The sequence below is a fragment of the Dickeya sp. CFBP 2040 genome, assembly GCF_012273755.1.
GTDB classification, from domain to species: domain Bacteria; phylum Pseudomonadota; class Gammaproteobacteria; order Enterobacterales; family Enterobacteriaceae; genus Dickeya; species Dickeya poaceiphila.
Genome location: NZ_JAAVXH010000098.1, coordinates 36,081 through 49,606, shown reverse-complemented (window position 1 = coordinate 49,606; position 13,526 = coordinate 36,081). Strand labels below are relative to the sequence as shown.

At 51.9% G+C, this 13,526-nt stretch carries 8 protein-coding genes; 5 read left to right on the top strand and 3 right to left on the bottom strand.

Features of this window, described 5'->3' with window-relative positions:
• Positions 1-115 precede the first annotated feature (115 nt).
• The 5 genes from purL to glnB all read left to right on the top strand — a co-directional run bounded on the left by purL (position 116) and on the right by glnB (position 8,707).
• Positions 116-4,000: a phosphoribosylformylglycinamidine synthase gene (purL, locus tag Dpoa2040_RS15950; protein ID WP_168641897.1), complete on the top strand. Its 3,885-nt coding sequence runs from the start codon at positions 116-118 to the stop codon at positions 3,998-4,000.
• 727 nt (positions 4,001-4,727) lie between these two features.
• Entirely contained in the window at positions 4,728-6,161 is a 1,434-nt protein-coding gene (locus Dpoa2040_RS15945) for a sensor histidine kinase KdpD (protein ID WP_168641886.1), read from the top strand.
• Between the two features lie 2 nt (positions 6,162-6,163).
• Positions 6,164-6,949 (top strand): two-component system QseEF-associated lipoprotein QseG, encoded by a 786-nt coding sequence (qseG, locus tag Dpoa2040_RS15940; protein WP_146411093.1) that lies wholly within the window; start codon positions 6,164-6,166, stop codon positions 6,947-6,949.
• Positions 6,946-8,283, top strand: coding sequence for a two-component system response regulator GlrR (gene glrR / locus Dpoa2040_RS15935; protein WP_042872137.1), 1,338 nt, complete (start codon positions 6,946-6,948; stop codon positions 8,281-8,283). The genes qseG and glrR overlap by 4 nt, the downstream gene beginning before the upstream one ends.
• A gap of 85 nt (positions 8,284-8,368) precedes the next feature.
• Complete coding sequence (glnB, locus tag Dpoa2040_RS15930; RefSeq protein ID WP_042872135.1) at positions 8,369-8,707, top strand: nitrogen regulatory protein P-II; 339 nt, start codon at positions 8,369-8,371, stop codon at positions 8,705-8,707.
• 73 nt (positions 8,708-8,780) lie between these two features.
• On the opposite strand, the gene pemA is transcribed toward glnB, so the two are convergent.
• The 3 genes from pemA to Dpoa2040_RS15915 all read right to left on the bottom strand — a co-directional run bounded on the left by pemA (position 8,781) and on the right by Dpoa2040_RS15915 (position 12,860).
• Positions 8,781-9,878, bottom strand: a complete 1,098-nt coding sequence (gene pemA / locus Dpoa2040_RS15925; protein WP_168641885.1) for a pectinesterase PemA — start codon at positions 9,876-9,878, stop codon at positions 8,781-8,783.
• An 83-nt stretch (positions 9,879-9,961) separates the two neighbouring features.
• The gene (gene paeY, locus Dpoa2040_RS15920; protein WP_168641884.1) at positions 9,962-11,617 is read right to left on the bottom strand and encodes a pectin acetylesterase PaeY; all 1,656 of its coding nucleotides are present in this window, start codon (positions 11,615-11,617) and stop codon (positions 9,962-9,964) included.
• Between the two features lie 85 nt (positions 11,618-11,702).
• Positions 11,703-12,860, bottom strand: a complete 1,158-nt coding sequence (locus tag Dpoa2040_RS15915) for a polysaccharide lyase (protein WP_042872131.1) — start codon at positions 12,858-12,860, stop codon at positions 11,703-11,705.
• Positions 12,861-13,526 lie beyond the last annotated feature (666 nt).

Below are 13,526 nucleotides of genomic sequence, written 5' to 3'. Positions count from 1 at the left end.
GCTACGCAAACGGTTTCGTCGCGCGTCACTATTCTCTATAATAGCGCGCGTTTCCCCCCTGTAGCCGCCCTGACGCACTGTCTCCGGTGCCTCGAAGACGAGAGAAATTTAGATGATGGAAATACTGCGTGGTTCACCCGCCTTATCGGCTTTTCGCATCAATAAACTGTTGGCCCGGTGCAAAGAGCATCACTTGCCCGTTAGCGACATTTATGCCGAATACGTCCACTTCGCCGATGTGAACGCTCCGCTAAACCATGAAGAACAGTCACGGCTGAGCCGCCTGCTGAAATACGGGCCCTCTCTCGCAGAGCACGAACCTACCGGACGGCTGATTCTGGTCACTCCACGCCCAGGCACTATTTCTCCGTGGTCTTCCAAGGCAACCGACATCGCACACAATTGCGGTCTGCAGAAAATTCGACGCCTGGAGCGCGGTCTGGCGTTTTATATCCATGCGCCCACGTTAAGTGATGCGCAGTGGAAAGAACTGGCGGCACTGCTCCACGACCGTATGATGGAAAGCGTATTTGACGACTTGCAACAGGCCAATCTGCTGTTTTCTCAGCATCAGCCTGCCCAGTTGAAACGGGTGGAAATTTTGTTGCAAGGCCGCTCTGCGCTGGAAGAAGCCAACCTGCGTCTGGGGCTGGCGCTGGCCGACGACGAAATGGATTATCTGCTGGATGCTTTTACCAAACTGGGGCGCAATCCAACCGATATTGAACTCTACATGTTTGCTCAGGCGAATTCTGAGCACTGCCGTCACAAAATCTTCAATGCCGACTGGGTCATCAATGGTGAAACTCAGCCTAAGTCGCTGTTCAAGATGATCAAAAACACCTTTGAGCACACGCCGGACTACGTTCTGTCTGCCTATAAAGATAACGCCGCAGTGATGGAAGGATCGGCGGTAGGGCGTTTCTTCCCTGATCAACAGGGCGCTTACGCTTACCATCAGGAACAGGCACATATCCTGATGAAGGTGGAAACCCATAACCACCCGACCGCTATTTCACCATGGCCGGGTGCCGCTACGGGTTCCGGCGGTGAAATCCGCGATGAGGGTGCCACTGGTCGTGGCGCGAAACCGAAAGCCGGTCTGGTCGGATTCTCGGTATCTAACCTACGTATACCCGGTTTTATCCAACCGTGGGAGCAGGATTTCGGTAAGCCGGACCGTATCGTCAGCGCGTTGGACATCATGACCGACGGTCCGCTGGGGGGCGCGGCTTTCAATAATGAATTCGGTCGTCCGGCGCTGACCGGTTATTTCCGTACCTATGAAGAAGCGGTGGACAGCCATAACGGCGTCGAAGTGCGTGGTTATCACAAACCTATCATGTTGGCGGGCGGCATCGGCAACATCCGCGCGGAACACGTGAAGAAAGGCGAGATCAGTATTGGCGCCAAACTGATTGTGCTGGGCGGACCGGCGATGAATATCGGGCTGGGCGGTGGCGCTGCGTCTTCCATGGCATCAGGCCAGTCTGATGCAGATTTGGATTTTGCTTCGGTACAGCGCGATAACCCGGAAATGGAACGCCGCTGTCAGGAAGTGATTGATCGCTGCTGGCAGCTCGGCGAGCAGAACCCGATTCTGTTTATCCATGATGTGGGGGCGGGCGGCCTGTCGAATGCTATGCCGGAACTGGTTAGCGATGGTGGGCGTGGCGGTCGTTTCGAACTGCGCGACATTCTCAATGACGAACCGGGAATGAGTCCGTTGGAAGTCTGGTGTAACGAATCGCAGGAGCGTTACGTGCTGGCGGTAGCGCCGGAACAGCTGGCGCAGTTCGATGAAATCTGCCGCCGTGAACGTGCACCTTATGCCGTCATTGGCGAGGCGACTGAAGAACAGCATTTGACGCTCAATGATCGTCATTTCAACAACAAGCCTATCGATATGCCGCTGGACGTATTGCTGGGCAAAACGCCGAAAATGCTGCGTGATGTTGAACGTAAGAACGTGGAAGGCACGCCGTTGAATCGAGAAGGCATTTATCTGGCGGACGCGGTTGAGCGTGTGCTGCATTTGCCCGCAGTGGCCGAAAAAACCTTCCTGATCACCATCGGCGACCGTACGGTAACCGGGATGGTGGCGCGTGACCAGATGGTCGGTCCGTGGCAGGTGCCGGTGGCGGACTGTGCGGTGACTACCGCCAGTCTGGATAGTTACTACGGTGAAGCCATGTCCATCGGCGAACGTGCGCCGGTCGCATTACGTAACTTCGCCGCTTCGGCGCGGTTGGCGGTGGGGGAGGCGCTCACTAACATTGCGGCAACGCATATTGGCGACCTGAAACGGGTGAAATTATCCGCGAACTGGATGGCGGCAGCCGGGCATCCGGGCGAAGATGCCGGCCTGTATGAAGCAGTACGGGCGGTTGGCGAAGAGCTATGTCCTGCGCTGGGATTGACCATTCCGGTAGGTAAAGACTCTATGTCGATGAAAACTCGCTGGCAGGAAAACGGTGAAGATAAGTCGGTAACCGCGCCGCTGTCGCTGGTGATTTCCGCGTTTGCCCGTGTCGAAGATGTGCGACATACCGTGACGCCACAACTGCGTACCGACAAGGACAACGTGCTGCTGATGATTGATCTGGGAGCCGGCCATCACGCACTGGGTGCGACGGCGCTGGCTCAGGTCTATCGCCAACTGGGGCGTAAAACGGCGGATGTGCGTAATCCGGCGCAACTGGCTGGCTTCTTTAATGCAATGCAAACACTGGTAGCGAACAAGGCGCTGCTGGCATACCACGACCGTTCAGATGGTGGTCTGCTGGTCACACTGGCGGAAATGGCGTTTGCCGGGCACTGTGGCATCAAAGCGGATATCCGTTCCATGGGCGAAGATGCGCTGGCGGTGTTGTTCAATGAAGAGCTGGGGGCGGTTATCCAGATAGAAGCTTCCCGCCGCGCCGAAGTGGAGCAAGTACTGGCTGAGCAGGGGTTAGCGGATTGCGTGCATTATCTGGGGCAGGCGGAAGCCAGTAATCACTTCATCATTCACAGCGGTAATGAGGTGGTGTACCACGAAAGCCGTACGACGCTGCGTACCTGGTGGGCTGAAACGACCTGGCAGATGCAGCGTTTGCGCGATAATCCGCAGTGTGCTGATCAGGAACATCACGCCAAATCTGATGACAATGATCCAGGGCTGAATGTTGCACTGACTTTCGACCTGCGCGAAGACATCGCCGCACCGTTCATCAGCCGTCAGGCGCGTCCGAAAGTAGCGGTGTTGCGTGAGCAGGGCGTCAACTCTCATGTGGAAATGGCTGCCGCGTTCCATCGTGCCGGATTTGATGCCATTGATATTCATATGAGCGATCTACTCGCTGGTCGCCGTAATCTGCAGGACTTCCAGGCGCTGGTCGCCTGTGGTGGTTTCTCTTACGGTGATGTGCTGGGTGCGGGTGAAGGCTGGGCGAAATCCATTCTGTTTAATGATCGGGTACGCGATGAATTCGCTGCTTTCTTCCTGCGCCCACAAACGCTGGCGTTGGGGGTATGCAACGGCTGTCAAATGATGTCTAACCTGCGTGAGCTGATTCCAGGGGCGGAGCACTGGCCGCGCTTTGTACGCAATAAATCAGACCGCTTTGAAGCACGTTTCAGTCTGGTTGAAGTGACCAATAGCCCATCGCTGTTCCTGCAGGATATGGCCGGTTCTCGTATGCCTATCGCCGTGTCTCATGGTGAAGGTCGTGTAGAGGTTCGTGACGGCAGTCATTTGACTGCGCTGGAACAACATCAGTTGGTGGCGCTGCGTTACGTGAACAATTACGGTCAGTTAACGGAAGATTACCCGGCTAACCCGAACGGCTCGCCGAATGGCATCACTGCGGTAACCAGCGCCAGTGGTCGTGCTACAGTCATGATGCCGCATCCAGAGCGAGTGTTTCGTACCGTGAGTAACTCCTGGCACCCGGAAGAGTGGGGCGAAGATAGCTCGTGGATGCGTATGTTCCGTAATGCACGCCGCCAGTTGGGGTGATGTAATAACGTAATGTATTGATCATAAAGGGACTCCGGTCCCTTTATTTTTTGTCTCAAATCAGCGACGGTGATATATTTTTTTGTCTCAAAAAGGAGACGTTTATTTTTTTGATTTTAAATGATTATTTTTAATGAGCACCAGGGTGTCTTTTTTTAGCGACAAAAAGCAAAATTTTCACCGGCCTAAACGGATGAATCGTGCCGTGTTCTGAAAATCCATGGTGTGATGATTTTATTTTTCATTTAATTTCATATTTTTGTGATTTGTGTTTGATAACTGGCACAACAAGTGCATAATAAGCGCGCTGCTCATTCAACTGGTTATGATGCGAATGCTAAATTCATGCTCATAACACCTGGAATGATGCCAAAAGATAAGGTGCCTATCGTCCAGCATTATTGATAATTGCCTTTGGGCTTTATCGAACATTGGGCGACACGTTGAGTGAGGCACCGCCTATTCAGAAACCCGGTCAGACAGTTACTGTGTGACCGGGTTTTGCTTTTTGGGGCCTGCATGGGCCTGCATCCTGCATATAGTTATGCCCGGCGTCATATTGTGAGCCTGTCCGCATCTGGTGGCAGCGTTTTGCATTACCAAATGAGATGATTGCGAATGATTTTCCGGGATACAGCACGCTGCTTTTGAGGTGATACGGATAACGCGTACAATGGCGCGTTATGATGAGCGGTGTATCAAGCGGAGTGCTCTGGCAGGTAACGATATGATTTCGTTGAAACGTTGGCGTTTTTTTCCACGCTCTTTGCGGCAATTAGTCATTATGGCATTCCTGCTGGTTTTGCTGCCGCTGCTGGTACTGGCTTATCAGGCTTATGAGAGTTTAGATCACCTCAGTGAACAGGCGGCTGGAATTAATAACACCACACTGGCCGATGCCCGGCGCAGCGAAGCCATGACCAGTACGGCTATCAGCATGGAACGTAGTTATCGCCAGTTTTGTGTGCTGGGAGATCCGACCCTGTCACAGTTGTATCAGAACCAGCGTAAGCAGTACTCCCAGATGCTGGACGCTCATGCACCGATTCTGCCTGATCCCTCTTATTATCAGAACCTGCGACAGTATCTGACGCAACTGGCTGAGATCCGGTGCCAAAACAACGGCCCTGCTGCGGCATCGGTTACGGTGCTGGATAATTTTTCGCGTACTAATGCTCAGATGGTGCAGGTGACTCGTGAGATGATCTTCTCGCGTGGGCAGCAGTTGCAGCAAGACATTGCTGAACGAGGCCGTTTCTTCGGCTGGCAAACCTTGATGCTGTTTCTGGTTAGCGTACTGCTGGTAGTGTTGTTTACCCGGATGATAATCGGACCGGTGAAAGGCGTTGAGCGGATGATCAATCGGCTGGGAGAAGGCCGTCCGCTAGGCCAGCTTGCCAGTTTCAGAGGGCCGACGGAAATCCGTTCTCTGGCGCAACGGATCATCTGGCTAAGCGAACGCCTCTCCTGGTTGGAAGCGCAGCGTCACGAGTTTTTGCGTCATTTATCTCATGAATTGAAAACGCCGCTGGCGAGTTTGCGTGAAGGGACGGCGCTGCTGGCCGACGAAGTGGTTGGCACGTTGACGGTAGACCAAAAAGAGGTGGTGGCGATTCTTGATAACAGCAGCCGCCATTTGCAGCAACTGATTGAGCAATTACTCGACTATAACCGAAAACTAGCGGATGCACCGGCGGGGCTGGAGCGAGTGGATATCAACGACATCGTCAATATGGTTGTCTGCGCGCACAGCCTGCCGGCTCGCAGCAAGCTAATGCAAACGCACATTGAACTGGATGCACCAGCGTGCCGGGCGGAAGCCACGTTGTTGATGCGGGTTATAGATAATCTCTATTCCAATGCGGTGCACTATGGCCGGGAATCCGGTAACATTTGGATTCGCAGTCGTCAAATTGAGAACCGGGTTCAAATTGATGTCGCCAACAGCGGCTCTCCTATTCCTGAGTCGGATAAAAGCATGATCTTCGAGCCTTTTTATCAAGGTACTCACCAGCGTAAAGGTGCAGTAAAAGGGAGTGGCTTGGGACTGAGCATTGCGCAGGATTGCATCCGTCGTATGCAGGGTGAACTGAATCTGGTCACGGTAGAGTATGCCGATGTCTGTTTTCGTATTGAATTACCATTGAACACTGAGAATTAGCCATGATTGCACGGTTGTTAAGCCTCCTGCTGTTCCGAGGGCCGGTGGTGTCGTTGTCCGGCCCGGAGGCGATTGCCGCGCTGAAAACGTTGCTGGCTGGCTTGCCATTGCTATTTTTGCTGGCTGGTTGTGCTCAGGATAGTGATAACCGGCCTGCCGGGCAGCGAGTGGCTGATATCGTCAGCCTGCCTAAAGAGCAGGTGGCGGATTATCGCACCATGTCGTGTGAGCAATTGTGGCAACTCCACAGCACCGATGCGATGAATAATGCACTGTACTGGTTGCGTGTGATGGACTGTGCTGCGCGCATGACGCCGACACAGGCCCGCCAGCAGACACTGATGGTGGGAGAAAATGACTGGAGCGGTTTGTTCCGTCAGGCCATCTTGCTGGACAATGCCGAAACCACGGCGCAGGAGCGTCATCAGATTATTGAACAGCTAAGCCGTCATCGGTTAAATGTGCCGCTGACATTGTTGCCGCTGTTTCAGCTCTGGCTGGATAAACAGAATTTGATGTTGACTCTGTCTGATGAGCGCCAGCGTTTCCAGCGTACTCAGGAAAACAACGACAAGCAGCTGGAAATGATGCATGAGCAGCAAAATCAATTACAGTCTCAGTTGGAAACCACCACGCGTAAACTGGAAAATCTGACCGATATTGAACGTCAGCTCTCATCGCGCAAACCGGTGCAGAGCGATTTGCCAGATGGCGAGAGTCGTCGGGTAAAAAACGGTGAGAGTGAAACACCGCCTGCTGTGGTGAAAAAAGGAATGAAAAGCGAATGACCACCCGAAAGTCCGCCAGCCTGCTATTAGTGGATGATGATCCCAGCCTGTTGAAATTGTTGGGGATGCGTCTGACCAGTGAAGGATTTACCGTCACCACGGCAGCCAGTGGTCAGGATGCGTTGCGATTGTTGTTGCGGGAAAAAATCGATCTGGTGATCAGTGACTTGCGCATGGATGAAATGGATGGTTTGGCCTTGTTTGCTGAAATCCAGAAAAATCAGCCAGGGATGCCGGTGATTATCCTGACTGCGCATGGTTCTATCCCTGAAGCTGTGGCGGCAACACAGCAGGGTGTATTCAGTTTTCTGACTAAACCGGTTGATCGTGATGCATTATATAAAGCGATTGATGATGCGCTGAAACTGTCGCCGCCGACAAGTGATGAAAGCTGGCGTGCCGCGGTAGTAACGCGCAGCCCGATTATGCAACGCTTGCTTGAGCAAGCCAAAATGGTGGCGCAGTCAGATGTCAGTGTGCTGATTAACGGCCAGAGCGGTACCGGAAAAGAGATACTGGCGCAGGCGATTCATGCAGCCAGCCCCCGCGCTGGAAGACCATTTATTGCCATCAACTGCGGAGCATTGCCGGAGCCTTTGCTGGAATCCGAGCTATTCGGCCATGCCAGAGGGGCATTTACCGGCGCTGTCAGCCAGCGTGAAGGCTTATTTCAGGCGGCGGAGGGTGGGACGCTGTTTCTTGATGAAATTGGCGATATGCCGCTTGCCTTGCAGGTAAAGTTGTTGCGTGTATTGCAGGAGCGCAAGGTCAGACCGCTGGGCAGTAATCGGGATATGGATATCAATGTACGGATCATCTCTGCGACGCACCGGGATTTGCCCAAAGCGATGGAAAAAGGCGAGTTTCGAGAGGATCTTTACTATCGTCTCAATGTGGTTAATCTCAAACTGCCGGCATTACATGAGCGAGCCGAGGATATTCCTTTGTTAGCTAACCATTTACTGCGTGAGGCGGCGGCCCGGCATAAGCCTTTTGTGCGTAGTTTTTCGACTGATGCCATGAAGCGCCTGATGACGGCAAGCTGGCCGGGGAACGTGCGGCAATTGGTGAATGTGATTGAGCAGTGCGTCGCACTGACCAGTGCACCGGTCATTGGCGATGCGTTGGTGGAGCAAGCGCTGGAAGGGGAAAATACGGCGTTGCCGACGTTTGTTGAAGCACGTAACCAGTTTGAGCTTAATTATCTGCGAAAATTACTGCAAATTGCTAAAGGCAATGTGACGCAGGCGGCACGTATGGCGGGGCGAAACCGTACTGAATTTTATAAACTGTTGGCGCGGCATGAACTGGACGCCAATGATTTTAAAGAATAGTGTTAAGTTATTGTGAATTGCATGGCAGGTCATGATTTCGCCGTGCTGGCTCTGGCCGCTACATAGTGATGATTAGGATTCCACCATGAAAAAAATTGATGCGATTATTAAACCGTTCAAACTTGATGATGTACGTGAAGCGTTAGCCGAGGTCGGTATCACCGGGATGACGGTAACGGAAGTAAAAGGATTCGGACGCCAGAAAGGCCATACCGAGCTGTATCGTGGCGCGGAATACATGGTGGATTTTCTGCCGAAAGTAAAAATTGAGATCGTGGTGTCTGACGATATCGTTGATACTTGTGTGGAAACTATCATGCGTACTGCGCAGACAGGCAAGATTGGCGACGGCAAGATCTTTGTCTTTGATGTGGCGCGTGTCATTCGTATCCGCACTGGCGAAGAGGACGAAACCGCCATCTGACAACCTGTTGTTGGTGATGCAGCAAAACACAGCCAGCCGTTATCGGCTGGCTGTGTTGTATCAGATGCAGGTATCAGGGTAATGTCGGTGTCCAGTCGCCCAGTACTTTGCTTTGGGTGTACTCTGCGGCTTGGGCGTCGCTCAGTTGCCGGCGATCTTTGTTCACTGCCGCACCCGCACCATAGGATTTGTACTCGAAGAAACGAGAATCTGCCGGGTAGAACCAGATGGTGTTGCCGTCTTTGTCCTTGCCGGACATCTTGTCCCAGCCATAAATATGATTATCCATACTGGTGTTCAGGAACACGGTCTGCCCAATAGCGTTCGGGTCGGCGTAGCGTCCATCGGAGAAGGTCGTTGTTGGGTGCCAGGGGCGGCCCAGTCCGTAGCTTTTAGCTGGCACTGAGTCACTTTCCCTAATCACACGGCTGTTGGTGATCACCAGACCGTACTTCTGATTGATATTGGTGCTGGGAGCAGTCAGGTAACCCGTGACGCCACTTGGCACATCGGCACGATAGCGAGATACCAGATCGCAGTTGTTGAACAGCGCGGTGCCGTCGCCGAAAATGAAGTCAACGGTGCCACTGATCCGGCAGTCAGAGAAGAAGCTGCGGCCACCGGAAACATACAGTGTATCCTGATAGCTGATCAGGCTGACGTCTTTGAAGTAGGCGCGGTCGCCACTTTTGGTGACATACAGCGCGACTGCCTGAGTATCTTTGATTTTACTGCTATCGCTGTCGCTCTTGGCCTGATTAGCCGGGAAGTCAAAGTCATTGCGAATCGTCAGCGATTGGGCGCTAAAATCCTTAGCGCTAATCGTGACAGTGCTGCTGCCTGCTGTTCCCCATTTGCTGCCGTCTGACTTCAGCGTACCTGCCGCGGTGGCGGCTGCAATGATTGTACCGTCACGGCTTTCACCCTTCAGATGCAGGTTATTACGGGTAATCGTCAGGCGCTCGTTATAGATGCCGTTCTTGACCAGAATTACAAATGACGTACTGCCGGCTGGCGCGCTGGCGATGGCATCAGCAATGGTTTTGAACGTTTTGCCATCGTTGGCGGATTTTGATACTACCGCGTTGTAAGTTGTCGCAGCCTGTGCCTGATGTACGCTGGCAGCGATAATCAGCGACAGTGCGAGGGTTCCAGTGATCGTTTTTAACATACACATATTCCTTTAGTGGTGGGTAACTGAAGTCCAGGTGCTTTATGCACGAGTAGCGTCCTATAATCTCTTCTTGCTCAACATTACCGCCCAGTGGCCTGCAGCTTGTCTGCCAATTCTCGCAGTGAGGGCGTTGCCTTAATCTGGTCAGCGACTATCGCTGCGACTGCCTGCGCTCCTTTTTGCTGGAAGTGAGTCGTATCAGGCTGAGTCAGGCTACCTACCTGATCGCGGTAATAGGGATAACGTTCCGGATCGACGGCCAGCCAGTATTGTTGCCACTGCTGGCCGTCGCCCTGATTGGCCAGCGCCAGCGTCGCCGTTTCCACATCCAGTAACGGCACCTGATTCTTACTGGCCGTATCGCGGATGGTCTGGCTGTAATCGCCAACAAAGGCATAACCACCTGCTTTGTTCTGTTTTGTCAGATGGCTGTGTACGGCTGGCGTTCCGTTCTTTCCTTCGGCATTTTTGACCCGTGCTGTTGGCGTTAGCAATACCGGTATCATCTGATGCGACCGTGCGTAATGGATGTAACGCTCCAGCGAGATCTGGAAGGACATCTCCGGTTTGCCCTGTGGGTATTGCGGCCTGCCATCGGCGTTATTCGGGTAGGTGCAAAGATTGGCGACATCCGCTGCACCACGAACAGCTTTCTGTCTGTCGCAGTTTTGATCGTTGTGTCCCATACCAATAAACAGATAATCGCCCGGTCGCATAAACGATTCCATTTGGCGGAACCAACCTTCGTAGTAGTAATCACGTGAACTGCGCCCTGAGCGGGCACCGTTGACGATGGTAATAGGACTGTCGGGCTGGAACTGTTGCTCAAATACCTGGCCCCAGCCCGTGCGGGGAAAGCGTGCTTTCTCGTAGGTTGCTGCGGTGGAGTCGCTAACGATGAAAATGCGGGTATGCGCCCTCTCCAGCGCGTTGCGGTATTGGCTGGCGCGGGTCAGATCCAATGGTTCGTAACTGCCGGAGGCATTCAATCCGATGATCGGACGAAACGTGATGTCAGTTAACACGGTGTGCCCAGCCTGGCCGCTGTCGTTGTGGTAATTGCGTGCGTGGTTGATAAGCTGAAGAACCTGTGTGAAGGCTGGCGTTAGTGCATCTGGATACGTCAACGGATCGAACTCGGCTGGAACAGTCATACCGGCCTGTTTTAAGGCCTCATCAAAACCAGTGTGGAATTCGTGATAAGCGGTTTCCCAGGCAGTGGTCGATAAGGATGGCAAGGTAGTGGCATCAATCAGTTGTTGCGGACCAATATAACCGGCCGAGGCAGCGACATCGGACAGAATGCGATCAGTCAACGGGTTGATATTAATGCGATTGTCGTGGCCGTTACGCAGTTGGGGAACCAACGCGCTCAGGCAGACGGCGCGGAGCTGGTTGCTTGCAAGGCAATGTTGTCCGCCAGCTTCAACGGCAGACAGGCGCAAGGGCGTGACCAGTGAGGAGACGTCGGCATAAAACCGTCCCTGAAGATCGGTTGTTACATTGCGCGCTATACCGCGTTGGTCTTTGATGAGTAACGTGGCAGGAAAGCGTATGTCACGATAGGCCACCTGACCGCTAATCAAGGTATTGGCTGCCAACGTAGTGATATTGAATGCTGGCTGAGAGGGGGAAACCGGTGCTGCTGGCGTGGTACTTTCAGCCTGTGCAAAAGACAATGGCAGACAAAACAGGGAACTGAGAAAAAGCGTCTGTTTCCATGTCGTTGCTAGCATGATGATCACCGTTTTTCCCTGCGACTGAATCTATGCAAAAAACGGCCACTTTTTCAGGTGGCCGCGGTTTTCTCTGGCAGAAAAATTACAGTTTGCCGTAACCTGCGTTGCTGTTGATGCTATCGGCAACGCTGCTGCTGATTTTCTGTACAGAATATTTGTACGGCAGCGTCGGTTTGTAGGCGGTAAAGCCGCAATTATCCAATCCGGCATCGCCGCCGTTAATCAGTGAACCATTATCGGAGAACACTTTGCTATTGAATGACTTCACAACAGCACAGTTTGATTTCAGATTGGCGATATTGAGGTAGTTGCCTTCAGATAAAATGCTGCCGCTGGTGCCAAGACCGAAGCTGTACAGGTATGGGTAGGTGCTGTTCTTCACATCGCCCAGATAGACGTTGTTGTAAGCGTGAATACTACCAAAGCGTACGCGTGGGGTACGTTCGGTAACGCGGTCAAACACGTTGTTGTGGAACGTCACGCGCAGTTTGCCGGAGTCTTGCGCACCATTGCTGTCACTGTGGCCGATCAGGATGGTCTTGTCGTGCAGTTCGAAGCGGCTGTAGGAAACGGTGATGTAGTCAGACCCTTTCTTGATATCCAACGAACCATCGTGCTGTACATATTTCTCACCGTTTTTGGTGGTGTACTTGTCGTCGGTGAAGCTGCCATCGCTGACGGTAACATGGTCAACCCAAACGTGGTCGGAGTTATCGATTACTGCTGCATCCCACTCGGCGTTCCAGCCATCCCCTTCTTCGTAATGCGGTGCTACATCTACCGGCGTTTCGAGGTACAGGTTACGCAGGATAATATTGCTCACGCCTTTGATAACCAAAGAGCCGTTAGTAAATTTGCCGTTGCTGCCGATGCCAATGATGGTGGTGTTAGACGGAATGCTGATCTGGCTGCGAGCTTTCTGATCATCAAAGCTGGTGTAGGCTTTTCCACCACTGATATCAATGGCCCCAGTGACCTGGATAATTTTAGGATCGGTATCCGAACCGTTCAGCGCGGCTTTAAATTCGCTGATATTTTTTACTGCATAGATTTTGGCTGACGCTGCTTTGGCGCCACCGGTGGTGCCGGTCGTCTGTGTTGCCCAGCCGGTTGAGGCTGTTTCTGTTGCTTTGGTGGTTTGCAGGCTGGCTGCGTGGGCGGCTGTAGTCATCATCGCGGTGGCAACAATGGCTGCCAGTACACTTTTGGTTCCAGCAGAAAATACGTGGGTGTTGTTCATAGACTATTTCCTTGCGCTGTTGGCGCTAATCCAAACTGGTTGTTAAAAAATAAAAAATCATTCTTTAAAAAATGAAACGACATTCCGTAATGTGGCAGGGCGAATTTTTAAGCATTTTTGATTAGGGTTTTTGCGATCAAAATCGCGTTTTTTTTATGATGCTTATTAATTTAATCTAAAGTGTGATCGAGGCGGGTAACTTGTGTTCATAGAGGTTGAATTAAATTTTATTTTAAATTTAGTGTTTTTTTTCGGTATTTTTTCCTGAAATAAATAGGATGGCTAAGAATTGATTCTGTTTTTATTAAATAGGGTTTTATGAATTAGTAAGTGTTGCCAATGCCTGAAAACCTATAATGTTATAATAAAAAGCAAGCTAACTTTTAGTGGCAGTGTTGTTGAAAGCCAAAAAGTGATTTTCATACATGTTATTTATTGATTTTTGCAGGCGGCTGATCATTGTTGAGTTCGGGAATAAACAGCGAGATCAAACTGTAGTCCCCCCTGGATTTTATTCCCCCCGGTATTTATCGTTGGGAAATAAAACAGCTCGGTAATATATCCATAACATAAATTAAATAACATTGTTGATTATATTATCTTGTAATGTCGTTTTTCCGCTGGGTAAATACTTTTGCCAGTTAGCCGTAGTTTTGCCTCTGCTAT